The sequence below is a fragment of the Geodermatophilus sp. SYSU D00742 genome, from assembly GCF_054049935.1.
In genome coordinates this window covers 219,855-243,906 of record NZ_JBJGYJ010000001.1, presented here as the reverse complement: position 1 = coordinate 243,906, position 24,052 = coordinate 219,855, and the positions used below count along the sequence as shown (strand labels likewise).

Here is a 24,052-nt window from a genome sequence, read left to right as displayed (position 1 = left end):
GGCCGCGGGTCGTCGTCGTGCGGTCCCGCGGACCGCGATGTCGCGGCTCAGCCGGCGGCGCTGATCCGGCGCTCGCCGGTGACGAGGTAGACCACCCGGCGGGCGACGCTCACCGCGTGGTCGGCGAACCGCTCGTAGTAGCGGCCCAGCAGGGTGATGTCGATGGCGGTCTCGATGCCGTGCGGCCAGTCGTCGGAGAGCACCTCGCGGAACAGCTGGCGGTGCAGCCGGTCCATCGCGTCGTCGTCGTCCTCGAGCTCGAGCGCGGCCTCGACGTCCTGCTTGGCGATGACGGTGCCGGCCTTGGTGACCAGGCTCTCGGCGACGTGACCGGCCTCCAGGAAGACCGGGCGCACCTCCTGGGGCACCGCCGCGTCGGGGAAGCGCATCCGCGCGACCTTGGCGATGTGCTCGGCCAGGTCGCCCATGCGCTCGAAGTCGCTGGCGATGCGCATGGCGGTGATGACCGTGCGCAGCTCCGTGGCCACCGGCGCCTGGCGGGCCAGCAGCGTGAAGCAGCGCTGCTCGATGCTCTCGCGGGTGTTGTCGAGCGCGTCGTCGGCGGCGATCACCAGGTCGGCGAGGGTGACGTCGGCGTCGAGCAGGGCGGTGGTGGCCTTGGCCAGCTGCGACCCCACCGAGTTCGCCATGTCCACCAGGCAGCCGCGGATGTCGTCGAGCTCCTCGCGGTAGTTGTCGCGCACCGTCGTCCTCCTCGTCGGCCGGGATCGGCCGTGTCCACAGCACCGAGCTCCGCCTGTTCGCAGCTCCGGCACGTCCACGTCCGAGACTAGGTCCGGTTGCGCCCGGCCTGCGGCCCAGCGGGTGAACGGGTGGGCACGGGAACGTGAACAGTGCCGGTACGCGCTGGTGGCGCCACCCCGACGGGGGATGACGGGGGGTCGCGGCCGCCTAGCATCGGCAGTGGGAGCGGGCTCGCGAGCGGTGCGGCCGCGCGCGGCGGCGAGGAGGAGACGTGAGTCCCACGGTCGCCCTCGTGGTCGGCCTCGTCGTCGGGGGCGGGCTCGTCGCCACGGTCCTGCTGCGCTACAACCGGCCCGACTTCGACCGCGCCGCCCCGCCGGCGACGCCGCCGCTGGCCGAGACGATCCTGGCCCGCCGGTTGCTCGACCTCATGGACCCGGCCGTGGTGTTCCTCGACGCCGACGACGTCGTGCTCCTGGCCAACCCGCCGGCCCGGGCGCTGGGCATCGTGCGCGGCACCCGCGTGCTGGTCCCCGAGCTGCTGACCCTGGCCAACGAGGTCCGGACCGGTGGCCGCCGCCGGGTCGACGTGGACCTGCCCGGTGAGCTGGTCGGGGGCGGTCCGCGGCAGGTCGGCGTGCACGGCATCCGTCTGGAGACCGGCCCCCTGCCGGGGCCGGTGGCCCTCGTGCTCATGGACGTGACCGAGGCGCGCCGCGTGGAGGCCGTCCGGCGCGACTTCGTCGCCAACGTCGGCCACGAGCTCAAGACGCCCGTCGGCGCGCTGCGGCTGCTGGCCGAGGCGGTGGAGGACGCCGCCGACGACCCGGAGACGGTGCGCCGGTTCTCCGCGCGGATGACCCACGAGGCCGAGCGGCTGTCCCGGCTGGTGCGCGAGCTGATCGACCTGTCCCGGCTCCAGGGCGGCGAGCCGTTGCCCGAGCTGCTGCCCGTCGACGTCGACCGCGTGATCGCCGAGGCGGTGGACCGCACCGGCCTGGCCGCGTCGGCCAAGCAGATCACCATCGCCTCCGGCGGCCAGCACGGGCTGGTGGTGCGTGGCGTCGAGTCCCAGCTGGCCACCGCCGTGACCAACCTGCTGGCCAACGCCGTCGCCTACAGCCCCGAGGGCACCCGCATCGCCGTGGGGGCCCGGGCCCGGTCCGGCTTCGCGGAGATCACGGTGACCGACAGCGGTATCGGCATCCCCCGGGAGGACCGGTCCCGGGTCTTCGAGCGCTTCTACCGCGTCGACCAGTCGCGGGCCTCGGCCACCGGGGGCACCGGCCTCGGGCTGGCCATCGTGAAGCACGTGGCCACCAACCACGGCGGCTCGGTGAGCGTGTGGAGCGAGGAGGGGCTGGGGTCGACGTTCACGCTGCGGATCCCGCTCGCCTCGCGGGCCGCCGTCGGGCAGTCACCCGCCGCCGGAGGTCCGGCGCCCGTGGCCGGCTCCCTGCCGGGCGCCCATCCCGCCGGCGGCGCGGTCGCCGGCTCCGAACCCACCGGCGACGCGGTCGCCGGTCCCGATGCCGGTGGCGACGTGGTCGCCGGTAACGCCCCGAAGGGACGGTCATGACGCGAGTGCTCGTGGTGGAGGACGAGGAGTCCTTCTCCGACGCGCTGTCCTACATGCTGCGCCGGGAGGGGTACGACGCCGTCGTCGCCCCCACCGGGCCGGAGGCCCTGGCCGAGTTCGACCGCGGCGGCGCGGACATCGTGCTGCTCGACCTCATGCTCCCCGGCCTGCCGGGCACCGAGGTGTGCCGCTCGCTGCGCGCCCGCAGCAGCGTGCCGATCATCATGCTGACCGCCAAGGACTCCGAGGTCGACAAGGTGGTGGGCCTGGAGCTGGGCGCCGACGACTACGTCACCAAGCCCTACTCCGCCCGCGAGCTGGTCGCCCGGATCCGGGCCGTGCTGCGCCGCCACGGTGACGTGGAGCCCCCGGCCGAGGGTGCGCTGGAAGCCGGGCCCGTGCGCATGGACGTCGAGCGGCACGTGGTCTCCGTCGACGGCGAACCGGTCGCGCTGCCGCTGAAGGAGTTCGACCTGCTCGAGCTGCTGCTGCGCAACGCCGGGCGGGTGCTCACCCGGGGTCAGCTCATCGACCGGGTGTGGGGTTCGGACTACGTGGGCGACACCAAGACCCTCGACGTCCACGTCAAGCGGCTGCGGGCCAAGATCGAGCCCGACCCGGCCAACCCGAAGTACCTCGTGACCGTCCGGGGGCTGGGCTACAAGTTCGAGGCGTAGCCCCGGTCGGCAGTCCGGCCGAGGGTCACTGCCCCCGGCCGGTCTCCTCCTGCAGCTCGTCGATCTTCCGGGAGGCGTCGGCCTTGGTGAGCTCCTCGGGGACCTCCTCACCGGCCTCGCGGGCGAGGGTGTTCAGGTAGCTCTTCTGCGCGCCGGTGGCCGGCTCGTCCCCGGTCACCCAGTCCGACGGGTCCTTCTCCGTGGTGCTCTCGGTGTGCGGGTTCGATTCGCTCATGTGTTCGAGTCTAGGGGCAGTCGCGCCGGACCGCAGGTCGAGCGGCGCCGGCCGCTCAGGCGTGGGCCAGCTCCCGCGTCGCCGGGGCGGGGGTGGCGTGCCCGGCCGCCTGCTGCTCGCGGACGGCGTCCCACCGGCGGCCGGTGCGGTAGACGTGCACCGCCCCGCAGGAGGGGCACTCGACGTGCAGCGCGATGTGGGTCGGGTGGTTGACCACCGAGCGGATGCGCCGGGCCGCGACCAGCTCGTCGGTGGAGGTGACGGGGCAGGTGATGAGCAACATGGGGAGAGCGTGCTCCCGGCCACATCCGCGCACGAGTGGCAGGACTGACCGCAACCGCAACTTCTCTGCCATCATGTCGGCATGGCAGTCAGCGACCGTCCCCTCGTGGTGAGCACCGTCGTCGCCGACGGTCTGGTGGGCAGCTTCGGGCTGGGCGTCGCCGCCGAGGTCTTCGGCTACGACCGCCGCGACATGGGCCTGCCCCGCTTCGACTTCGGCCTGGTCACCGAGCAGCCCGGTGTCGTCCGCACCGACACCGGCATCCCGATCACCGTCGAGCACGGCCTCGACCGGCTGGCCGCCTCCGACATCGTGACGATCACGGCGTGGGAGCTGTTCACCCGCGTCCCCACGCCCCAGCTGCTCGACGCGTTCCGCGCCGCGCACGCCGGCGGGGCGCTGATCGTCAGCCAGTGCACCGGGGCGTTCGTGCTGGCTGCGACCGGCCTGCTCGACGGCCAGCGGGCCACCACGCACTGGAAGTACGCCGGCGAGCTCGCCGCGCGGTACCCGGCGGTGCGGGTCGACCCGATGGTGCTCTACGTCGACAACGGCCAGATCATCACCGGCGCGGGCACCGCCGCGGGGGTGGACACCCTGCTGCACGTCGTCCGCCGGGAGTGGGGCGCGGCCGCGGCCAACGCGCTGGCCCGCGAGATGGTCGTCCCGCCGCACCGCGACGGCGGCCAGGCACAGTTCATCGACGCCCCCGTCCCCGCGTGCGAGGACGACCTGCTCGGCGCCGTCCTCGAGTGGGCCTCGGCCCACCTGGCCGAGGACATCAGCGTCGACACCCTCGCCCGGCGGGCGCTGATGAGCCCGCGCAGCTTCGCCCGCCGGTTCAAGGCCACCACGGGGACGACACCGCACGCCTGGCTGCTCGGCCAGCGGCTGGCCGCCGCGGAGGAGCTGCTGGAGAACAGCGATGCCCCGGTCGAGGAGATCGCCCGGCTGGTCGGCTTCGGCACCGCGGCGGGGCTGCGCGAGCAGTTCGCCCGGCGCCGCGGCGTCTCGCCCCGGGCGTACCGCCAGACGTTCCGGGCGGCGGCGCTCGCCGGGGAGGACGGCCGCGCCGCCTGAACGGCCCTGTCCCGGGGCCCGGCCCGAGCCCGCGGGGGCGGAAGGGCGGGCCCGCGCTCAGGCGCCGGGGATGGGTCGGGCGATGCCGACCAGGGAGTCCAGGCGGGCGGCGTTCGCCGGTGCCAGCGGGCTGCGGACCACCTCGGTGAGCGCGAACCCCGCCCGGGCCAGCAGCAGGGCGTGCGTGCGCGGGGTGAAGTGCCAGATGTGCTCGGTCGGCTTCAGCGTCCACCAGCGGGTGCCCAGCAGCCGGGCCGGCAGCGACGAGTAGGACGGCGTGGAGAACAGGACGACGCCGTCGTCGGCGACCAGCGAGCGCGCCGTCCGCCAGAAGGCCAGCGGGTCCGGTACGTGCTCGACGGTGTCCCAGGCGCAGACCACGTCGAAGCCGGGCGTCAGCGGGGCGTCCTCCACCTGCCCGCAGAACACGTCCAGGCCCAGCGTCCCGCGGGCGTGGGCCACGCCGGTCCGGGACAGCTCCACGCCGGACGTCGTCCAGCCGGCGTCCCGCGCCGCGGCCAGGAACAGCCCGTAGCCGGCACCCACCTCCAGCAGCCGTCCGCCGACCGGGGCGCCGCCGTGCTCGCGCTCGATCAGCCGCAGCCGGCCCGTGGTCCACGTGCGCTGCAGCAGCATGGCGGGGGAGAGACGGCCGCCGCCGGCCCCGGCGCCGTCGTCACCGGAGAGCGCGTTGCCGTAGACGCCGCCCTCGAAGTAGCCCACGTCGTCGTAGAGCCGCTGCAGGGCCTCGGGGCGCAGCCGCGGGCTGATGAACACCAGCGCGCACTGCGGGCAGCGCACCACCCCGAACGGGGCGACGTCGTGGACCAGCGTGCCGGGCACGCCGCACAGGCAGCAGACGACGTCCTCGGTGTCCTCGGCCGTCCACGTCGCCGCTCCGCTCACGTGGTCACCCTACGGAGCGCTCGGCCGGGCCCGGGGACGCGGGAGCCGCCGCGCCGACGGGCGGGTCGGCGGCTCCGGAGCCGCCGTCGGAGGCGTTCGGGTAGCGCAGCGCGAGCAGCGAGGTGATCCGCCGCCGGACCACGGGGGAGACCAGGCTGCCGTCCTCGTCGGGCTCGAGCAGCTCACCCGGGACGACGACGTAGCGGTCCGGCGCGGCATCGGCGAGGGCGAGGAAGGCCCGGCGCACCGCCTGGGGGTCGGCACCGTCGGGGGCCTCGGTCACCGGGGCGTCCACGACCACGGTGAGGTCGGGGAGCAGGCCGCGGGTGGCCCACAGCGAGGTGCGGAAGATGCGGTCGCCGTCGAGCCCCTGACCGGCGCCGTGGAAGGCGATCGAGGTGTCCACGTAGTGGGTGTTGACCACCACCTGGTTGCGCTCCAGCGCCGGCCGGATCACCGTCGCGACGTGCTGGGCGCGGTCCGCGGCCGCCAGCAGCGCCGCCGTGTGGGCGCCGACCGGCCGGTCGTCGTCCGCCGGGAGCGGCTCGGCGGGCGGGAACCCGGTGCCGGTGCCCGGGGGCGGCGGGAACAGCACGCCGCGCACCTGCCGGCCCAGGTGGGTGTCGCTGGGCTCCGCGGTGACCACCACCGGGCAGCCGCACTCGCGCAGCACCCGGGCGAGGTCCTCGGCGTAGCGGTGGGTGAGGTGGCGGTCGGCGCCCTCGACGACGACGAACAGCCCGACGCTGCTGGCCGACGCCGAGAGGAGGTCCGAGCGGCCCCACAGGAACCGCAGGACGTCCCGCACGCGGGTGCGCGACGCCTTCCGGGCGACCTGGCGGGTGGCGTAGGCACTGACCACCAGGGCCAGCAGCCCCCCGACCAGCAGCGTCAGGCCGGGCCCGGTGAGGGTGAGCACGAGGTCGCCGAGCCGCAGGTCGTGCGTGCCGAGGAGCCCGGCCAGGCCCGGGCCGATCGCCACCGCCAGCAGCAGCACGATGCGGACGGAGGAGTAGAGGAAGGCGAAGACCCGGCCGCGCAGCCGGTCCTCGACCTCGAAGCCGATCAGCGTGTAGCCGATGATCCAGCTGATGCCGGCGAACAGCCCGACGAGGAAGGCCGCACCGGTGGCCAGCACGAAGTCCCGCAGCACCGACATGGCCAGCAGCGCCAGCCCGGCCAGCCCGATGGCGTGGGAGAAGACGCTGCCGCGCGGGACGGTCGGCAGGAGGCGCGGCCCCATCAGCATGCCGATGGCCAGCCCGGTGAAGACCACCCCGAAGACGACGCCGTAGCCGGCGGTGCCGGCCTGCAGCGTGGCCACGTAGAGCTGGGCGACGCCGATGGTCAGCCCGCCGGCGCTGAACGCGCCGATGACCCCGACGTAGAGGGTGCGCATGAGCGGCTGCCCGCGCAGGAACGAGACGCCCTCCACGACGAGGGAGAAGACGTTGCGCTGCCCGCCGTCCCGGTCGGTGGCGGTCCCCGGGATCAGCCGCCGGGAGAGCAGCACCGTCGTGGCGCTGACCAGGAACGTCACCGCGTTGAACACCAGGGCGACGACGATCGCCGTCCGCGCCTCGCTGCCCGCGCCGCCGAAGCCCCGGCTGACCGTCGACAGCAGGGCGAACAGCAGCGAGGCCACGGGGACGGCGCCGTAGACGCTGAACAGCGAGACCTGGTTGGCGACCGCCAGCCGCTCGCGGGGCACGACCGCCACCCACATCGCCTGCCGGGCGGGGTTGGTGAACAGCCCGACCGCCTCGACGAGGAACTGCGCGATGTAGAGCCAGGTCAGCTCGTAGCTGACGGCGATGGACAGGTACAGGGAGAACGCCAGGACCTCGCCGACGACCACGGTCGTCCGCCGGTCCAGCCGGTCGGCGAGCGCCCCGGCCAGCGGTCCGAGCAGCAGGTCGGGCAGGAGGCGGGTGAGGATCACCCCGGAGATCGCCGCGCCCTGGACCGCCAGCGACTCCTCGCGGGTCAGCTGCTGGGCCATCGCGGTGGTGGCCAGCAGCCCCAGCCAGTCGCCCAGGCTGGAGAGGGTGATCGCCGCCCACAGCCGGCGGAAGACCGGGATGCGCACCAGGGCGAGGAAGGCGTTGTCGGGGCGGGCGCTCCCCGGCCCCGCGTCCTGCCCGCGGAGCCGCTCCCCGGCCGTCGGAGGGTCCGCGGCCGCGTGCTCCTCGATCACAGTTCCCGCCGTCCGCTCGTCGGTCCGTACCCGCAAAGGGTAGTGGCGGCGAGCCCGGGGTCAGGCCCGGCGCACCCCGTGCGGGTGGTCGGCCCCCGGCTCCGCGTCCGGCCGGCGACGGTGCAGCACGAGCGGGACCGGTCGCGGGCTGGCCGGGTGCGGGGCGACCAGCCCCTGGTCCAGCCGGGCCTCGGTGAGCCGGCGCAGCTCCTCGTACGCCGCGCCCCCGAGGAGTGCGGTGAGCTCCGCGGCGTAGGTCAGCACCAGCGGCTCCGGGGAGACGTGCGCGGCCGGCGACCCGGTGCACCACCAGTGCAGGTCGTGCCCGCCGGGGCCCCACCCCCGCCGGTCGAACTCGCCGATGCTCGACACCAGCACCGTGGTGCCGTCCGGCCGCCGGACCTCCTCCTGTTCCCGCCGCACCGGCAGCTGCCAGCAGACGTCGGGCTTGGTGAGCAGCGGGTGCAGGTCCTCCCGGAGCGCCATGCGGTGCAGCGCGCAGCCGGTGCCCCCCGGGAACCCCGGCCGGTTGAGGAAGACGCACGCGCCGTCGACCCGCCGGGTGCGCAGCGAGCGGACGCCACCCTCGTCGTCGTCGGCGGCGTCCTCCTCGGTCCAGGCGCCGCGGCCGACGGGAGCCAGCTGCCAGTCCTCGTCGGTGAGGTCGGCGACGGCGGCGGTCACCCGGGCCAGGTCGTCCTCGTCGGTGAAGAAGGCGCCGTGGCTGCAACAGCCGTCGTCCGGACGGCCCTCGACCACCCCGGCGCAGCCGCGGCCGAACACGCAGGTCCAGGCGGAGGAGAGCCACGTCAGGTCGGCGCGGACGACGTGCGCGGGATCGGCGGGGTCGGGGAACTCGACCCACTCGCGGGCGAAGTCCAGTGGCACCTCGGGGGGGACGTCGTGCACCTGGCCAGCGTAGGAGCCGCGGCGGGGACGCCCCCGGCTGCTGACCGGATCAGCCCGCTCCGGCGGCGACCGGCAGACTGACCGCATGCGGCTCGGGGTGCTGGACGTCGGATCGAACACCGTCCACCTGCTGGTGGTCGACGCGCACAGGGGCGCGCACCCGACCCCGATGCACGACGAGCGCGAGGTCCTCCGCCTCGCCGAGCACGTCGGCCGCAACGACCTCCTGTCCAAGGAGGGCGAGAAGGCGTTGGTCAAGGCGGTGCGCAAGGCCTGCGACCAGGCCGAGCGGCAGGGCTGCGAGGAGCTGCTGGCGCTGGTGACCTCCGCGATCCGGGAGGCGGGGAACGGCCTGGAGGTGCTGGCGCGGGTCCGGGAGCGGACCGGCGTCGACCTGCAGGTGACCACTGGCGAGGAGGAGGCGCGGCTGACCTTCCTCGCCGTCCGCCGGTGGTTCGGGTGGAGCGCCGGCCGGCTGCTCGTGCTGGACATCGGCGGCGGCTCGCTGGAGCTGGCCAGCGGCGTGGACGAGGACCCGGACGTCGCCCTGTCCCTGCCACTGGGTGCCGGCCGGATGACCCGCCGCTACCTCCCCGACGCCCGCACCGGCGGGCGTCCCGACCTGCGCGCCCTGCAGGAGCTCGACGAGTACGCCGCCGACCTGCTCAAGCCGGCCGCGAAGAAGTTGCTGGCCGGCGGGCCGCCGGACCTCGTGGCCGCGACCAGCAAGACCTTCCGGACCCTCGCCCGGCTGACCGGTGCGGCGCCCTACTCCGCCGGGCTGCGGGCACCGCGCCAGCTCACCGCGGACGGCCTCGGCCAGCTGATCGGCTTCGTGTCCCGCATCGAGTCCTCGGCGCTGGCCGAGCTGCAGGGCGTGTCCCCCGACCGCGCCCACCAGGTGCCCGCCGGTGCCGTCGTGGCGCGCGCGGCGATGCGGGCCCTGGACGTACCGTCCGTCCGGATCTGCCCGTGGGCGCTGCGGGAGGGCGTCATCCTGCGGCGACTGGACTGGTTGGGGGAAGAGCAGTGACCACGTCCCCTGGGGAGCGGGGCACGTCCCGCCGGGACCCGGAGACCGGCGGCCGGCCGCTGGCCGACATCCTCCGGGAGGCCGGGGTCGAGTCCCCGGCACGGGGGCGGCGCCGCCGGGACGACGACTCCGACACCGGCGTGCGCCAGCGGGGGAGTGGCGGGGAACGTCCGAGCGACACCGGCCGCGTCGGTGAGCGCGCCCCGTTCGGCCGCCGCGCCGTCGACCGGACCGGAGACCTCGCCCGCCCGACGCCCACCCCCGACCGCAGGCGTGCCCGGCCGGAGCCCTCCACGGCCGCGATCCCGGGCCTGCGCCCGTCGCAGAAGCCCGGTGTCCCCGGCGCGGCACCGTCGGCCACCGGCCCGACCCGGGCCCAGGCGCCGGCCGACCCGGGCCCCTCCACCGGTCCGATCCCGGTCGTCCGGTCCGACGACGACGCCCCGCTGCTCGACGACGAGGCGCTCGGCCCCCGGGAGGGCGCGCTGGCGTGGCTGCGCTTCGCCGGCGAGCTGGTCGTCGCCCTCGCCGCCGGCGTCGGCATCTACTTCCTGTTCACCGTGCTGTGGGAGCTGCTGCCCTACCTGGCCGTGGTGCTGGCGCCGCTCGCCGTCGCCGCGCTCGTGGCCGGCGTCGGGGCGTGGCGGCAGCGGCAGGACAAGGAGCCGGCCGGCTTCCGGCTGGTCGGCGTCCTGGTCTTCGCCGGGACGGTCCTGACGATCGCACCGGCCGCCGGCCTGCTCTCCGGCAGCTGATCGGCCCCCTGCCGGGGCCTGCCGGCCCCGCCCCGGCTCCCTCCCGGGGCCTGCCGGCCCCGTCCCGGCCCCTGAGCCCGCGCAGGGCCGGGGACGGGGCCTCCCACGAGTGGCGGGCCAGGGGGTCCGCCCTCAGTCCTCCTCCTCGTCCTCCTCCGGCCCGGCCGCGAACTGCTCGACCATCGCGGCGGTGAACGCGTCGAGGTCGTCGGGGTTGCGGCTGGTCACCAGGTTGCCGTCGACGACGACCTCCTCGTCGACCCACTTCGCGCCCGCGTTGCGCAGGTCGGTCTGCAGGGACGGCCACGAGGTCATCCGGCGCCCTCGCACGACGTCGGCCTCGGCCAGCACCCACGGCGCGTGGCAGATCGCCGCGACCGGCTTCCCCGACTCGAAGAAGGCCCGCACGAAGGCCACGGCGTCGGCGTCGGCACGGATGAAGTCGCCGTTGATGACGCCACCGGGGAGCACCAGCGCCGCGTACTCGTCGGGGTCGGCGGAGCTCACGGGGACGTCGACCTTCTTCTTGTCGGCCTTGTCGATGTGGTCGTAGGCGGTGATCTGCCCCGCCTCCAGCGACACCAGCTCCGGCTCGGCCCCCGCCTCCTCCAGCGCCTGCCACGGCCGGTCGAGCTCCACCTGCTCCACGCCGTCGGTCGCCAGGACCGCCACCTTCATCCCGTCCAGTTCTCCTGCCATGCGGCCGCCGCTACCCCGGCCCCGACGACGGCACACGCCCCCGCACTACGTTCGGCACGTGCGCACGCAGACCCCCACGCCGGTGCGCCGCCTGCTCGGCCGGCGTCCCGGTGCCCTCACCGGAGCCGGCCCGCGGGTCGACGACGCGGTCCGGACCGCGGCCGAGCTGACCGCCGCCGGCTTCGCCGTCGCCCTCGGGCACCGGCCCGCCGCCGACCCCGCCGACCCCGTCGCGGAGCTGCGCGAGCTCGTCGCGCGGGTCGCCGGCGCGGGGCTGGCCGACCGGTGCGAGCTCACCGTCCCGGTGGACCGGCTCGGTGCCGCGGACGCCGCAGTGGTGGCGGGGGCCGCCGCCGACGCCGGGCTCGGCGTGGCCCTCGACGGGGACGCCGGGCAGGTCGACACCCTGACCGCGGACCTGCCCGCGCCGGTCGTGGTGGTGCCGGCCGACCGCCCCGGCGCCGAGCAGCGCTGCCGTGCCCTCGCCGGCGGGCGGGTCCGCCTGACCTCGGGGCGGGGGGCCGCGGCGGACCTGGCGTTCGTGCGCTGCCTGAACGTGCTGATGGCGGGAGCCGGCCGGCCCGCGGTCGGCACCACCGACCCGCGGCTGATCGCCATCACCGGCGAGCGGGCCGCCTGGAACGAGCGAACACCGGACAGCTGGGAGTACGTCATGCCGTGGAGAGTCCGCACCGAGCAGCAGCGCCGGCTGGTCGCCGGTGGGTACGGGGTGCGGGTCGCCGTCCCCTCGGGGGAGGGTGTCGCCGTCGCGGCGCTGCGCCGGCTGGCGGGTCTGCGATGACCGCGCGGTCGGGTCTGGCGATCATCGGAGGCGGCAAGATCGGCGAGGCCCTGCTGTCGGGGCTGGTCCGCCGCGGCGGCACGGACGGCATCCTCGTCTGCGAACGGCACCCGGAGCGCGCCGCGGAGCTCGCCGAGCGGTACGGGGTGCCCGCCCTGGGCCTGGAGGAGGCGGCCGCCCGCGCCCGCGTGCTGCTGCTGGCGGTCAAGCCCCAGGACATCGGCACGCTGCTGGGCCGCCTCACCGGCGTCGTCGACCCGGGGCACCTCGTCGTCTCGGTGGCCGCCGGCGTCCCGACGTCCACCATCGAGGCGGCGCTGTCCGACGGCGTGCCGGTCGTGCGGGTCATGCCGAACACCCCGGCCCTGGTCGACGAGGGGATGTCGGTCCTCTCGGCCGGCGCGCACGCCGACGAGGCGCACCTGGACGAGGCAGAGGCGTTGCTGGCCGCGGTGGGGAGGGTGCGCCGGGTGCCCGAGAGCCAGCAGGACGCGGTCACCGCCCTGTCGGGCAGCGGTCCGGCCTACTTCTTCTACCTCGTCGAGGCGATGATCGACGCCGGCATCCTGCTGGGCCTCCAGCGCGAGCTGGCCGCCGACCTCATCGTGCAGACCGCGCTGGGGTCGGCGGTGATGCTGCGCGACTCCGGGGAGCACCCCGTGCAGCTGCGGGAGGCGGTCACCAGCCCCGGCGGGACGACGATCGCGGCGATCCGCGAGCTGGAGCGGCACGGCGTCCGCGCCGCGCTCATCGCGGCCATCGAGGCGGCGCACGCCCGGTCGGTCGAGCTCGGTCGGCGTCCCGAGGGTCGCTGACCCTACCGCTCGAGTGCGGCGCTTTGTCGACGTTCCGTGGTCGGATGCGGACGTGTCGTCGATGACGCGCCCGGGCACAAGTCGACGTGGCTACATAGGTGTAGTTCTGCCCAGGACGGACCGGTCCGCATGTCCGTTTCTTCCATCGCTTCTGTCACGCCTGTCCCCCTACGCTCTGTATCAGCACGTGCGTGTCCCGTAGTCGGTGGGGAAGCCGGCGCCCGACGCGTGCTAGGTCCGGAGATGAAGTCATGAGCATGCCCCAGCGCACCGCCACTGCCGCCGCCTACGCCCGTCCCGGCGTCCCGGCCCCGCGTCAGGTCGGCCGTCCGATCTCGGCCGCCCAGATGGCCCGTCCGATCGCCCCGGCCCACCCGGCCGCCATGCCGGTCGGCCGCCCGGCCGTCCCCGCGCCCCGCGCGTCGGTCACCTTCCTGACCGTGGCCGAGGTCGCCAGCATGATGCGGGTCTCCAAGATGACCGTGTACCGCCTCGTCCACGCCGGCGAGCTCTCCGCCGTCCGCGTCGGCCGTTCGTTCCGCGTGCCGGAGCGCGCCGTCCAGGACTACCTGCGCGACGCCTACACCGACATCGCCTGAGAGCAGACCCTCCTGCCCCTCGCCGTGGGCGGACCCCGTCCTCCTCGCACCGCGAGGGGCGGGCCGCGGCGGGCCCCCTGCGGGGTGGCCACCCCTGAGGGGGAGGGCTCGGTGCCGGCTCCGTTCCCGCGGCAGCGTCGCCGCGGGGGCGCCGGGTACGCTCGGGCGCCGAGCGACGCCGGGTCGATGCAGGACCGGCCGTCGCACACGAGCTGATCACCTCGCGCGGCGGCCGACGGGACCCTGGTCCCCTCCGGACGTCGCGCCGCGACGACACCAGGAGCACAGGGCATGGGTTCGGTCATCAAGAAGCGCCGCAAGCGGATGGCGAAGAAGAAGCACCGCAAGCTGCTGAAGAAGACCCGCGTCCAGCGACGCAACAAGAAGTGAGCTGACGCTCGTGCCGCCCGCGGTCGTCCTGGTCACCGGTGTGAGCCGGTGGCTCGGGGGTGCGCTGGCGGCCGAGCTCGCTCGCGACCGGTCCATCGCACGGGTCATCGGGGTGGACACCGTCCCCCCGGCGCCGGAGGTCCTCCGGCGCCTCGGCCGCACCGAGTTCGTGCGCGCCGACATCCGCAACCCGCTGATCGGCAAGGTCATCGCGACGGCCTCGGTCGACACGGTCGTGCACATGAACATCAGCTCGGCGCCGGCCGGCTCCGGCGGGCGCGGGCCGATGAAGGAGCTCAACGTCATCGGCACGATGCAGCTCCTGGCCGCCTGCCAGCGCGCACCGTCGGTGCGCCGGTTCGTGCTCAAGTCGACCAGCGCCGTCTACGGCGCCTCCTCGCGCGACCCGGCCGTCTTCACCGAGGCCATGCAGGCCCGGCGGGTCCCCTCGGGCGGGTTCGCCAAGGACAGCCTCGACATCGAGGGGTACGTCCGGTCCTTCGCCCGCCGCCGGCCCGACGTCGGGGTGGCGGCCCTGCGGTTCACCAACTTCATCGGCCCGCGCATCGACTCCCTGCTCACGCACTTCCTGCGGATGCCCGTCGTCCCCACGGCGCTCGGCTACGACGCGCGGGTGCAGCTGCTGCACGAGGACGACGCGCTCGCGGTGCTCGCCAGGGCCACCACCGGTGACTTCCACGGCACGGTCAACGTCGGCGGGGAGGGCACCCTGTTGCTGTCACAGGTCATCCGCCGGCTCGGCCGGCTGCAGGTGCCGCTGCCCTCGCCCACGCTGGGGTCGGTGGGGCGCCTCACCCGGCGGTTCGGGTTCGTCGACTACTCCCCGGAACAGATGCGCTTCCTCAACTTCGGCCGGGTGGTCGACACGACGGTCCTGCGCGAGGAGTTCGGCTACACGCCGCGCTTCACCACTGCCGAGGCCCTGGCCGACTACGCCAGCACGGTGCCCCCCGTCGTCCCCCCGGAACTGGTCGGCAGCGTGACGTCGCGGGCCCAGGCCGTGGTGGACCGGGTGGGCGCGACGGTCGCCTCGGTCGGACAGCGGCTGCGCCCGGCGCCGCCGGCCCCGGGGCTGCGGGCGGTGCGCGATGCCTGAGGCCCGGGTCATCCCGCTGCGGCCCGAGGACGACGAACCCCGTGTGCCGCGGACGTCGCCGAGCTGGGAGGAGCAGCTCGCCGGTGGGCTGGAGTTCCTCCGCCGCCGGCTGACCGGCGACTACGACACCGACGAGTTCGGCTTCGACCCCGACCTCACCGACCACGTGCTGCTGCCGCTGTTGCGCCCGCTGTTCTCCCGCTGGTTCCGGGTGGAGACGCACGGGGTGGAGAACGTCCCCGACACCGGCGGCGCGCTGGTCGTGGCCAACCACTCCGGCACCGTGCCGATCGACGCGCTGATGACGACGGTCGCCCTGCACGACGACCACCCCGCGCAGCGGCGGCTGCGGCTGCTCGGTGCCGACCTCGTGTTCGAGCTGCCCTTCGTCGGCTCCGTCTCCCGGAAGATGGGCACCACGCTGGCCTGCAACGAGGACGCCGAGCGCCTGCTCACCGGCGGCGAGCTGGTCGGCGTGTTCCCGGAGGGCTTCAAGGGCATCGGCAAGCCGTTCCGCGAGCGCTACACCCTGCAGCGGTTCGGCCGGGGCGGCTTCGTCACGGCGGCACTGCGCACCGGGGCGCCGATCATCCCGTGCGCCATCGTGGGCGCCGAGGAGATCTACCCGATGCTCGGCAACGCCAAGACCGTCGCCCGGCTGCTCGGCCTGCCGTACTTCCCGATCACGCCGACCTTCCCGGTGCTCGGCCCGCTCGGGCTGGTGCCGCTGCCGTCGAAGTGGCTGATCGCCTTCGGGGAGCCGATCGAGACCGCGTCGTACGGGCCGGCGGCCGCCGAGGACCCGATGCTGGTGTTCAACCTGACCGACCAGGTGCGCGAGACCATCCAGCAGTCGATCTACCAGCTGCTCCTGCAGCGCAGGTCCGTCTTCGGCTGACGACGGACCCTCGTCCCCCCACGCCTCGCCCGCTCGGCGCGGCCCCGGACGAGGGCCGTTCCAGCACGTCACCACGGCCAGCGGTTGCGGCGGCGGAGGGCCAGTGCCCCGCCGACGATCCCGCCGGACAGCGCTGCGGCCGCGACCGTGGGGACGCCGATCTTGGCGGCCTTGCGTCCGGTGCGGAAGTCGCGGACGTCCCAGCCGCGGGAGCGGGCGACGGCGCGCAGCTCGGTGTCGGGGTTCACCGCCACCGCCGTCCCGACCAGCGTCAGCATCGGCAGGTCGTTGGAGCTGTCGCTGTAGGCGGTGCACCGGGAGAGGTCCAGACCCTCCCGCTCGGCCAGGGCCCGCACCGCCTCGGCCTTCGCCTCACCGTGCATCAGCTCGCCGACCAGCCGGCCGGTGTACTGCCCGTCGACCACCTCCGCGACGGTGCCCAGCGCGCCGGTGAGGCCCAGCCGGTGGGCGATGATGCGGGCCAGCTCCACCGGCGTGGCGGTGACCAGCCAGACGCGCTGGCCGGCGTCGAGGTGCTTCTGGGCCAGCACCCGCGTGCCGGCCCAGATCCGGTCGGCCATCAGCTCGTCGTAGATCTCCTCGCTCACCGCGACGATCTCGTCGACCGGGCGGCCGGCGACGAACGCGAGGGCGTTCTCCCGGATGGTGTGCATGTCGTCGGCGCTCTCGTTGCCGGCGACCCGGAACTTGGCCTGCTGCCACACGAACAGCGCGAGGTCCCGCGCCCGGAAGTACTTGCGGGCGGCCAGCCCGCGGGCGAACCAGAAGAGCGACGCGCCCATCATCATCGTGTTGTCGACGTCGAAGAAGGCCGCCGAGGTCAGGTCGGGGACGACGGCCGGCGCCGGCTCGACCTCGGCGGCCGCGGCCGACGCGGCACCGGCGACGTGCGCCCGGGTCTCCTCGTCGGGCAGCCCGCCCGCCCGCCGCGCGCGGCGGCTCCGGAAGGGCAGTCCCGGCACGACGACCTCCCTGTCGACCCGGCGTGGCCGGCGCACGACCGGTCCGCGGGGCTGGTGGTGGACCCGGTCCCGAACCCTAGTTGGGCCGCCACGGGCCCGCGGTCGCGGGTGCAGCGGACGTGCCGGGCTCAGCAGACGTCAGCAGACGAGGAACGGCAGGCAGATCGGCAGCGGCGTCTCGACCAGCGGTGGCGGAGGGGTCCGGGGCGGCCGCGTCACCGTCGGGGTGGGCACGGCCGGGCCGGGCACGCCACGGGCGCCACCGGGCGCGGGCCCGGCCCGGGTGGACGTGGGGACCTGCGGCGCCTCGGCGGACGGCGGCGTGGCCGGCACCGGGACGCCGGTGCCGCCCGGCGCCCCGGCCGTGGGCCCCGGCTCGGGCGCGGGGGCCGGAGGGGGCGTCGGGGACGCCGCGGAGCCGGGTGCCGGCATCCCCGGGGTGCTGCCGGTGGCGGGGGCCTGCGGTGCCGCGGTCGCGGGCGGCGCGACGTCGGTCCCGGTCGCACAGGGGGCCGGCACCGGGCCGAGGGCGTCGGTGCCGGCGGTGGCCGGCCCGCCCGGGCAGGACAGCGCGACCGCCAGGCCGGCGGCGCGGTCGGTCACCCGGGCCAGCAGGTCCGCGGACTCGCGTGCGGCGTCGTCGGTGCCGGCCGTGAGCTCGGGTGCCAGCACCGTTAGCGCGTGGGTCTGCTCCGCGGCCCAGCCGGCGAGCTCGTGCAGGGGCGCGGCGTCCCCGCCGGCGACCGCCCGGCCCGCCAGCAGGGCGGCCCCCTCGGCCGTCTGCGCGTCCATGGTGTCCAGCAGCGCGACGACGACGTCGGCCGGGCCGGCGCCGTCGAGGGCGTCGACCTCGGCCAGCCGGGTGGTGGCGAACTGCAGCAGCGTGAGCCCGCGGTCGTCGCCGGCCAGGGCCAGCCGGCTCTGCTCGGTGCCGCGCTTGACGCCGTAGAGGACGTCGCCCGGCCCGGCGTCGGTGGCGAGCGCGACCAGGGCCGCGAGGGTGGTCACGGTCAGCGCCGCTCCGGCCAGCCCGGTGGTGAGGCGGGTGCGCCACGGACGTCCGAGGGCGTCGTCGGCCCGGGTCGCCACCAGCCGCCGCAGCCGGGACGGCGCCGGCTGCGGCGGGCGCACGGCTGCCATCGCCACCAGCCGGTCCCGGGTGGCCGCACGGAACGCGGGGTCGGGCGCGTCGTCGAGGTCGGCGGCCAGCGCCTGCAGGCGGACGACGACGGCGTCCTCCCGGTCCCGCACGGCGGCAGGGTGGGAGGCCACGGGCGCGGCGCCGTCGTCCGTGCTCACCTCTGACCTCCCGACGATCGGGTGCACCGCCGGCCGGCGGGCACCCACCCCGGCAACGACATCGGCGGGCGCGCCGTCACGGGGTACCGGCGGGGGACCGGGGTGGCGTTCATCGCAGTCCCTCCGGCAGCAGGCCGGCCAGGCGGCGCACCGCGCGGTGCTGCAGCGCCTTGATCGCGCCGTCCTTCTTCCCCATGACCGCCGCGGTCTCCGCCACCGACAGGCCCTGCAGGAAGCGCAGTGAGATGCACTCCTGCTGCTCGGCGCCCAGCTGTCGCACGCAGGTCAGCAGTTGCTCGTTGGTCAGCCGCTGCACGACGGCGTCCTCCGGGCCGTCGGTGGCGCGGTCGGCGTCGCGCATGTCCGCGGTGGTCAGCTCGAGCCGGAAGCGGCTGCTCTTCAGGTGGTCGCGGAGGAGGTTGCGGGCGATGGTGACCAGCCAGGCGCCGACGTCACGCCCCTGGTAGGTCAGCGAGTCGATCCGCCGCAGCGCCCGCACGAACGTCTCGCTGGTGAGGTCCTCGACCAGCGCACGGTCGCCGACCCGGTGGTACAGGTACCGGAAGACCACCGTCACGTAGTGGTCGTAGAGCTCCCCGAACGCCTCGGCGTCCCCCTGCTGGGCCCGTCGCACCAGCTCCCAGACGTCGACCGCCGGCGGCGGGGCCACCGGGTCGAGGGCGGCGGGCTCCACGGCGGCGTCCGGCTCGTCCCGGACGGCGTCCTCGGTGGGCGGCCCGGCACCGGCGACGCGCCGCGGGTGCGGGGTGGGTCGCCGCGGGGCGGCGGACGGCCACTCGTCCACCTGGCGCGGCTGGGGCATGCGGGCGTTCGTCTCCTCGTCGGCCCGTCGAGCCCTCCGGCTCCCAGGGGGCGCGCCGACCCCGGTGGGGAAGGCGCGCGGTGCTGCGGGGCAGCGCCCATGGTGACAACATCACTGCAGCCCGTCCACGCCACCCCGATCACTCGTCGTGTCGTGGCCCTTCCCGCGGGTGGCCATGGCCGCTCCACCGGAGGAGATGCGCATGACCGACGTCGGTACGTCGCTGTCCTCGCTCGTGCGGACGGCGGCCCGGGAGCGGCCGGGGGCGCCGGCGGTGGTCGCCGGGGCCGAGCGGCTCACCTGGGCGGAGCTCGACGCGCAGGTGGACAGCGCGGCCGCCGGGTACGCGGCCGGGGGACTGTCGCCGGGGGAGCGGGTCGCGGTGCAGCTGCCCAACGGCGCCGACTGGCTGCGGGCCGCCCTCGGCGCCCTGCGTGCCGGGCTGGCCGTCGTCCCGGTGAACACCGCGTACACCGACGCCGAGCTGGAGTACCTGCTCACCGACTCCGGCGCCGCGCTGCTGGTCGCGGCGGAGGAGCGCGCGTCGCCGGCGGGGGTCCCCGTGGTGGCCGGCCCGCCGTCCGCGGAGGCGGCACCACCCACGGTGGACGACGACCCCGCTGCACTGGCCTTCCTGGCCTACACCAGCGGCACCACCGGCCGCCCGCGCGGCGCCATGCTGACGTCGGCCGCGCTGCGGGCCAACCAGCAGCAGTGCCTGGCGGTGCAGCCGGCGCCGGTCCGCCCCGACGACCGGGTCCTGCTGGTCCTGCCGCTGTTCCACGTCTACGGGCTCAACGCCGGGTTCGGGCTGGTCGCGGCGACCGGTGCCTGCACCGTGCTGGTGGAGGCGTTCGACCCGGCGGCGACGCTGGCGCTGATGGCGCGGGAGGAGGTCACGGCCGTGCCGGGCGCCCCGCCGATGTACCAGGCGTGGCTGGCCGCGGCCGACGCCGCGGGCTCCGACGCCGACCTGCGCCGCGCCTTCGCCGCCGTCCGGATGGCCTCCAGCGGGGCCGCGCCGCTGCCCCCGGAGGTCTGGACGGCGATGCGGGAGCGGGCCGCGGTGACCGTCTGGGAGGGGTACGGGCTGACCGAGGCCGGCCCGGTGGTGGCCAGCACCCTGGCCACCGGCCGGGCCAAGCCGGCCTGCATCGGTGGCCCGCTGCCCGGCGTCGAGGTCCGCCTGCGCGACACCGCCCTCCACGAGACCGGCGGCGACGGCGGCGACCTCACCGAGGACGGTCCCGGGGAGATCTGGGTGCGGGGACCCAACCTCTTCTCCGGGTACTGGCCCGACGGCGCGGACGGTCCGGACGCCGGCGGCTGGCTGGCCACCGGTGACCTCGCCTACGCGGACGCGGACGGCGACCTGCACCTGGTCGACCGGCGCAGCGACCTGGTCCTGGTGAGCGGCTTCAACGTCTACCCGGCGGAGGTGGAACGAGTGCTCGACAGCCACCCGGCGGTCGCCGAGAGCGCCGTCATCGGGGTCCCCGACCCGCGGACCGGGGCGGCCGTGCGCGCGGTGGTGGCGCTGCGCCCCGGTCACCAGGTGACGTTCGAGGAGCTCCGCGACCACGCCGCGGCGTCCCTCGCGCGGTACAAGGTGCCCACCTCGGTGCAGGTGCTGGCCGCGCTGCCGCACTCGCTGACCGGCAAGGTGAGCCGGGCGCGGCTGCGGGAGCTCGGGTTGAGCGGACAGCAGCCCGCGGGGGCCGGCGATGACTGAGGCGGTCCGGTTGCAGCTGATCACCCGTCAGGGCTGCCACCTGTGCGAGAACGCGGCCACCACCCTCGAGCAGATCGCCGCGGAGGCCGGCCTGGCCACGGTGGCGGTCGACGTGGACGCCGACCCGGACCTGCAGGCCGAGTACGGCGACCGGGTGCCCGTGGTGCTGCTCGACGGCCGCGAGCACTCCTACTTCACCGTCGACGTGCCGCGGCTGCGCCGGGACCTCGGACTGTCCTGACCGGCCCCCTCGCGGGCCCGCCGTGAGCCTGCGAGTGGCGGGGGGCGAGGGGGCCCTTGGTATGGTCTCCACCACAGCGGGACGCGTACGCGCTGGGTTGCGGCCTCTCCGGCCCCCGGCGACTTTGTTCCTGCGTTCACAAGCGGTTACCGTGGCTGTCGCCGGGCGGCAATCCGCCCGCGTCCCCGATGTCGTTCGACCGCATCCGGTACCCGCCGGACGTACGGGCACGACTGCTGTGGAGTAGGCCCGTGTCGCAACCACGGCCCCGGATCCCGGAGGCCACCGTCGCTCGCCTCGCCGTGTACCTGCGGGTCCTCACCGGGCTCGCGGACGGCGGTCGCAGCAACGTCTCCTCGGGAGAGCTGGCCTCCGCGGCCGGCGTCAACCCGGCGGGGCTGCGCAAGGACCTCTCCCACCTGGGCCCCTGCGGGGTGCGCGGCGTGGGCTACGAGGTGGCCACGCTGCGCGACCGCATCGCCCGGGTGCTCGGCGTGGAGCGTTCCCGCGCCTGTGTGCTCGTCGGGATCGGCAACCTCGGCGCGGCCCTGGCCGACTACGCCGGGTTCGGCAGCCGCGGCTTCCGCTTCGTCGGGCTGTTCGACGCCGACCCGGCCCGGGTGGGCGTGGCGGTCGGCGGGCAGCCGGTCCGCCCCATGGAGGAACTCGACGAGGTGGTGGCCGGCGCGGCCGCCACGATCGGGGTCATCGCGACACCGGCCGAGGTCGCCCAGTCGGTCTGCGACCGGCTGACCGCGGCCGGGGTGAGGAGCATCTTGAACTTCGCACCGGTGGCACTCTCCGCGCCCGCGGGGGTCGACGTCCGTCAGGTCGACCTCTCCGTGGAGCTGCAGGTCCTCGCCTTCCTCGGCCAGCAGCGGGGGGCCGCGCCCGTGGAGGTGCTGGCATGAGTCTGCTGGCGGTGGGCGTCAGCCACCAGAACGCACCCGTCGCGCTGCTCGAGCAGTTCGCGATGGGCGCCGAGGACACGGTCAAGGCGCTGCACGAGCTGGTCGGCAACGACCACGTCAGCGAGGCGATCGTGCTGGCCACCTGCAACCGGGTCGAGGTCTTCGCCGAGGTGGACCGCTTCCACGGTGGCGTCGCCGAGGTCAGCCGGGTCCTCGCCCGCCAGGCCGGCGCGACGGTCGAGGAGCTCTCGCCGTACGTGACGGTGCACTACGAGGAGCAGGCCGTCACCCACCTGTTCACGGTGGCCGCCGGGCTGGACTCGATGGTGGTCGGCGAGACGCAGGTGCTCGGCCAGCTCCGCAACGCCTACGCCCTCGCCCGCGAGCAGGGCACCGTGGGCCGGGCGCTGCACCCGGTGGCCCAGCGGGCGCTGCGGGTCGGCAAGCGGGTGCACTCCGAGACCGGCATCGACCGGGCCGGCGCCTCGCTGGTGTCGGTCTCCCTCGACCGCGCCGAGGAGCGGATCGGCGACCTGGCCGGCCGCCCCGTGCTCGTCGTCGGTGCCGGCTCGATGGGCGCGCTGGCCGCGACCACGCTGGCCCGCCGCGGGGCGACGGTCACCGTCAGCAGCCGCACCCCCGAGCACGCCCAGCGGCTGGCCGCCGCCGTCGAGGGGCGCGCCGCCGACCTGTCCGCGCTTCCCGAGGAGCTCGCCGCCGCCGACGTGCTGGTCACCTGCACCGGCGCACGCGGGCTGGTCGTCGGCACCGACGTCGTCGCCACGGCCATGGCCGGCCGCGTCGGCCGGCCACTGGTCGTCATCGACCTCGCCCTGCCGCGCGACGTCGACCCCGGTGTGGCGGCACTGCCCGGCGTGCACGTCGTCGACCTGGCCCTGCTCCAGGGCGAGCGGACGGCCGGCGGCGGGCACGCCGCCGGCCCGGTCGCGGCCGACGACGTCGCCGCCGCGCACGCCCTGATCGAGGCCGAGACCGCGCTGCTGCGCGCCGAGCGGCAGGCCGCCGCGGTCGCGCCCACGGTGTCGGCGCTGCGCAGCCAGGCCGCCGGGGTCGTGGACGCCGAGCTGCTGCGGCTGTCGGCCCGGCTGCCCGACCTCGACGCCCGGGCCCGCCACGAGGTGGCCCGCACGGTGCGCCGGGTCGTCGACAAGCTGCTGCACGAGCCGACGGTGCGGGTCAAGGAGCTGGCCAGCGCCCCCGGCGGCGTGGACTACGCCGACGCGCTGCGGGCCCTGTTCGGGCTCGGCATCGACGCCGAGGTCGCGCCGGACCGGACCAACCTGGCCGAGGCGGTCACCGTCGACCCCGACGAGCTCGGCGCCGGGGGGAAGTCGTGACCGACCTCGCGCGGTCCCCGCAGAGCACGGGGACGACGGCGACGACCCCGTTGCGGCTGGGCACCCGCGCCAGCCGGCTGGCGACCACCCAGTCCCAGGCCGTCGCCGACGCGATCACCGCGACCAGCGGCGTCCCCGTGGAGCTGGTGCACATCAGCACCGAGGGGGACCGTTCCTCGGCGGCGATCGCGCAGCTCGGCGGCACGGGCGTGTTCGTGGCGGCGATCCGCCAGGCGCTGCTCGAGGGCGCCGTCGACATCGCCGTCCACAGTTTCAAGGACCTCCCGACGACCCCCGACCCCGGGCTGGTCGTGGCCGCCGTCCCGTCGCGGGAGGACCCCCGCGACGCGCTGGTCGCCCGCGACGGGCTCACGCTCGGCGAGCTCCCGCCGGGGTCCAGGGTCGGCACCGGCGCCCCGCGCCGGGTCGCGCAACTGCGCGCCCTCGGCCTCGGCCTGGAGGTCGTGCCGATCCGCGGCAACGTGGACACCCGGATGGCCCGCGTGGCCGGGCGGGCGGGGCAGGACGGCGACCTGGACGCCGTCGTCCTGGCCCGTGCCGGGCTGACCCGCCTGGGCCGGCTCGACGCCGTCACCGAGACCCTCGACCCGCTGCAGGTCCTGCCCGCCCCGGCGCAGGGCGCGCTGGCCGTGGAGTGCCGGGCCGACGACGTCCGTACCCGGGAGCTGCTCGCGGCCCTGGACGACGCCGCCACCCGGGCCTGCGTGGTCGCCGAGCGCACCACCCTGGCCGCGCTCGAGGCCGGCTGCAGCGCGCCGGTCGCCGCCTACGCCGAGCTGGCCGAGGGCGAGGACGGCCCCGAGCTGTTCCTGCGGGCCTCGGTCACCGCGCTCGACGGCAGCGACGGCGTCCGCGGCTCGCTGACCGGGCCGCCGGCCGAGGCCGAGCGGCTCGGGCGCGAGCTCGCCGCGGACCTGATCGACCGGGGCGCCGCCGACCTCATGGCGGCCTCCCGATGAGCGCCACCCCCGCCGGGCAGCCCGCCCCGGCTCCCCAGACCCCCGC

26 protein-coding genes are annotated in these 24,052 nt (G+C 75.8%); 16 read left to right on the top strand and 10 right to left on the bottom strand.

Features of this window, described 5'->3' with window-relative positions; genetic code table 11:
• Window positions 1-47: 47 nt before the first annotated feature.
• On the bottom strand, window positions 48-704 hold the full coding sequence (gene phoU, locus ACI78V_RS01225) for a phosphate signaling complex protein PhoU (RefSeq protein WP_456848102.1): 657 nt from the start codon (window positions 702-704) through the stop codon (window positions 48-50).
• A 272-nt stretch (window positions 705-976) separates the two neighbouring features.
• On the opposite strand from phoU, the gene ACI78V_RS01220 reads away from it, so the two are divergent.
• Both ACI78V_RS01220 and ACI78V_RS01215 read left to right on the top strand, forming a co-directional pair.
• Complete coding sequence (locus ACI78V_RS01220; RefSeq protein ID WP_456848100.1) at window positions 977-2,284, top strand: sensor histidine kinase; 1,308 nt, start codon at window positions 977-979, stop codon at window positions 2,282-2,284.
• Entirely contained in the window at window positions 2,281-2,961 is a 681-nt protein-coding gene (locus ACI78V_RS01215; protein WP_456848098.1) for a winged helix-turn-helix domain-containing protein, read from the top strand. Before ACI78V_RS01220 ends, ACI78V_RS01215 begins: the two co-directional genes overlap by 4 nt.
• Window positions 2,962-2,986: 25 nt before the next feature.
• Here ACI78V_RS01215 and ACI78V_RS01210 read toward each other — a convergent pair whose 3' ends face one another.
• Both ACI78V_RS01210 and ACI78V_RS01205 read right to left on the bottom strand, forming a co-directional pair.
• Window positions 2,987-3,196: a DUF3072 domain-containing protein gene (locus ACI78V_RS01210; protein WP_456848096.1), complete on the bottom strand. Its 210-nt coding sequence runs from the start codon at window positions 3,194-3,196 to the stop codon at window positions 2,987-2,989.
• 55 nt (window positions 3,197-3,251) lie between these two features.
• Window positions 3,252-3,479: a hypothetical protein gene (locus ACI78V_RS01205; RefSeq protein WP_456848094.1), complete on the bottom strand. Its 228-nt coding sequence runs from the start codon at window positions 3,477-3,479 to the stop codon at window positions 3,252-3,254.
• Between the two features lie 81 nt (window positions 3,480-3,560).
• Between ACI78V_RS01205 and ACI78V_RS01200 the strand changes: the two genes are divergently transcribed.
• Complete coding sequence (locus ACI78V_RS01200; RefSeq protein ID WP_456848092.1) at window positions 3,561-4,559, top strand: helix-turn-helix domain-containing protein; 999 nt, start codon at window positions 3,561-3,563, stop codon at window positions 4,557-4,559.
• Between the two features lie 57 nt (window positions 4,560-4,616).
• On the opposite strand, the gene ACI78V_RS01195 is transcribed toward ACI78V_RS01200, so the two are convergent.
• The 3 genes from ACI78V_RS01195 to ACI78V_RS01185 are packed head-to-tail and all read right to left on the bottom strand — an operon-like array spanning window position 4,617 to window position 8,571.
• Window positions 4,617-5,465 (bottom strand): class I SAM-dependent methyltransferase, encoded by an 849-nt coding sequence (locus ACI78V_RS01195; RefSeq protein ID WP_456848090.1) that lies wholly within the window; start codon window positions 5,463-5,465, stop codon window positions 4,617-4,619.
• Window positions 5,466-5,469: 4 nt separating this feature from the next.
• Entirely contained in the window at window positions 5,470-7,662 is a 2,193-nt protein-coding gene (locus tag ACI78V_RS01190; RefSeq protein WP_456848088.1) for a bifunctional MFS transporter/dTMP kinase, read from the bottom strand.
• Window positions 7,663-7,722: 60 nt separating this feature from the next.
• Complete coding sequence (locus ACI78V_RS01185; protein WP_456848086.1) at window positions 7,723-8,571, bottom strand: hypothetical protein; 849 nt, start codon at window positions 8,569-8,571, stop codon at window positions 7,723-7,725.
• Between the two features lie 85 nt (window positions 8,572-8,656).
• Between ACI78V_RS01185 and ACI78V_RS01180 the strand changes: the two genes are divergently transcribed.
• Window positions 8,657-9,604, top strand: coding sequence for a Ppx/GppA phosphatase family protein (locus tag ACI78V_RS01180; protein ID WP_456848084.1), 948 nt, complete (start codon window positions 8,657-8,659; stop codon window positions 9,602-9,604).
• On the top strand, window positions 9,601-10,359 hold the full coding sequence (locus ACI78V_RS01175; protein ID WP_456848082.1) for a hypothetical protein: 759 nt from the start codon (window positions 9,601-9,603) through the stop codon (window positions 10,357-10,359). Before ACI78V_RS01180 ends, ACI78V_RS01175 begins: the two co-directional genes overlap by 4 nt.
• A gap of 132 nt (window positions 10,360-10,491) precedes the next feature.
• On the opposite strand, the gene ACI78V_RS01170 is transcribed toward ACI78V_RS01175, so the two are convergent.
• Window positions 10,492-11,058 (bottom strand): type 1 glutamine amidotransferase domain-containing protein, encoded by a 567-nt coding sequence (locus tag ACI78V_RS01170; protein WP_456848080.1) that lies wholly within the window; start codon window positions 11,056-11,058, stop codon window positions 10,492-10,494.
• A gap of 58 nt (window positions 11,059-11,116) precedes the next feature.
• Between ACI78V_RS01170 and ACI78V_RS01165 the strand changes: the two genes are divergently transcribed.
• The 6 genes from ACI78V_RS01165 to ACI78V_RS01140 all read left to right on the top strand — a co-directional run bounded on the left by ACI78V_RS01165 (window position 11,117) and on the right by ACI78V_RS01140 (window position 15,679).
• Window positions 11,117-11,860, top strand: coding sequence for a hypothetical protein (locus ACI78V_RS01165; protein WP_456848078.1), 744 nt, complete (start codon window positions 11,117-11,119; stop codon window positions 11,858-11,860).
• Entirely contained in the window at window positions 11,857-12,675 is an 819-nt protein-coding gene (proC, locus tag ACI78V_RS01160; RefSeq protein WP_456848076.1) for a pyrroline-5-carboxylate reductase, read from the top strand. The genes ACI78V_RS01165 and proC overlap by 4 nt, the downstream gene beginning before the upstream one ends.
• A 251-nt stretch (window positions 12,676-12,926) precedes the next feature.
• Window positions 12,927-13,274, top strand: coding sequence for a helix-turn-helix domain-containing protein (locus ACI78V_RS01155; RefSeq protein ID WP_456848074.1), 348 nt, complete (start codon window positions 12,927-12,929; stop codon window positions 13,272-13,274).
• Window positions 13,275-13,565: 291 nt separating this feature from the next.
• Window positions 13,566-13,664 carry a 30S ribosomal protein bS22 gene (locus ACI78V_RS01150; protein WP_012854759.1) on the top strand — a complete coding sequence of 33 codons (99 nt, stop codon included), beginning with the start codon at window positions 13,566-13,568 and terminating at the stop codon, window positions 13,662-13,664.
• Between the two features lie 10 nt (window positions 13,665-13,674).
• The gene (locus ACI78V_RS01145) at window positions 13,675-14,781 is read left to right on the top strand and encodes an NAD-dependent epimerase/dehydratase family protein (RefSeq protein ID WP_456848072.1); all 1,107 of its coding nucleotides are present in this window, start codon (window positions 13,675-13,677) and stop codon (window positions 14,779-14,781) included.
• Window positions 14,774-15,679, top strand: coding sequence for a lysophospholipid acyltransferase family protein (locus ACI78V_RS01140; RefSeq protein WP_456848070.1), 906 nt, complete (start codon window positions 14,774-14,776; stop codon window positions 15,677-15,679). Before ACI78V_RS01145 ends, ACI78V_RS01140 begins: the two co-directional genes overlap by 8 nt.
• 68 nt (window positions 15,680-15,747) lie before the next feature.
• On the opposite strand, the gene ACI78V_RS01135 is transcribed toward ACI78V_RS01140, so the two are convergent.
• From ACI78V_RS01135 to ACI78V_RS01125, 3 genes are all read right to left on the bottom strand, one after another.
• Window positions 15,748-16,662, bottom strand: coding sequence for an HAD family hydrolase (locus ACI78V_RS01135; RefSeq protein ID WP_456848068.1), 915 nt, complete (start codon window positions 16,660-16,662; stop codon window positions 15,748-15,750).
• A 138-nt stretch (window positions 16,663-16,800) separates the two neighbouring features.
• Window positions 16,801-17,961 carry a DUF5667 domain-containing protein gene (locus ACI78V_RS01130; protein ID WP_456848066.1) on the bottom strand — a complete coding sequence of 387 codons (1,161 nt, stop codon included), beginning with the start codon at window positions 17,959-17,961 and terminating at the stop codon, window positions 16,801-16,803.
• Between the two features lie 109 nt (window positions 17,962-18,070).
• Window positions 18,071-18,784 carry a sigma-70 family RNA polymerase sigma factor gene (locus tag ACI78V_RS01125; RefSeq protein WP_456848064.1) on the bottom strand — a complete coding sequence of 238 codons (714 nt, stop codon included), beginning with the start codon at window positions 18,782-18,784 and terminating at the stop codon, window positions 18,071-18,073.
• A 202-nt stretch (window positions 18,785-18,986) separates the two neighbouring features.
• Here ACI78V_RS01125 and ACI78V_RS01120 point away from each other — a divergent pair, with 202 nt between their 5' ends.
• The 5 genes from ACI78V_RS01120 (at window position 18,987) to hemC (ending at window position 24,006) form a co-directional block, all read left to right on the top strand.
• A complete protein-coding gene (locus tag ACI78V_RS01120; RefSeq protein ID WP_456848062.1) occupies window positions 18,987-20,516 on the top strand; it encodes an AMP-binding protein in 1,530 nt (509 codons plus the stop codon).
• Window positions 20,509-20,757: a glutaredoxin family protein gene (locus ACI78V_RS01115; RefSeq protein WP_456848060.1), complete on the top strand. Its 249-nt coding sequence runs from the start codon at window positions 20,509-20,511 to the stop codon at window positions 20,755-20,757. Before ACI78V_RS01120 ends, ACI78V_RS01115 begins: the two co-directional genes overlap by 8 nt.
• A gap of 251 nt (window positions 20,758-21,008) precedes the next feature.
• On the top strand, window positions 21,009-21,668 hold the full coding sequence (locus tag ACI78V_RS01110) for a redox-sensing transcriptional repressor Rex (RefSeq protein ID WP_456848058.1): 660 nt from the start codon (window positions 21,009-21,011) through the stop codon (window positions 21,666-21,668).
• Window positions 21,665-23,026 carry a glutamyl-tRNA reductase gene (locus ACI78V_RS01105; protein ID WP_456848056.1) on the top strand — a complete coding sequence of 454 codons (1,362 nt, stop codon included), beginning with the start codon at window positions 21,665-21,667 and terminating at the stop codon, window positions 23,024-23,026. The genes ACI78V_RS01110 and ACI78V_RS01105 overlap by 4 nt, the downstream gene beginning before the upstream one ends.
• A complete protein-coding gene (gene hemC / locus ACI78V_RS01100; protein WP_456848054.1) occupies window positions 23,023-24,006 on the top strand; it encodes a hydroxymethylbilane synthase in 984 nt (327 codons plus the stop codon). Before ACI78V_RS01105 ends, hemC begins: the two co-directional genes overlap by 4 nt.
• Window positions 24,007-24,052 lie beyond the last annotated feature (46 nt).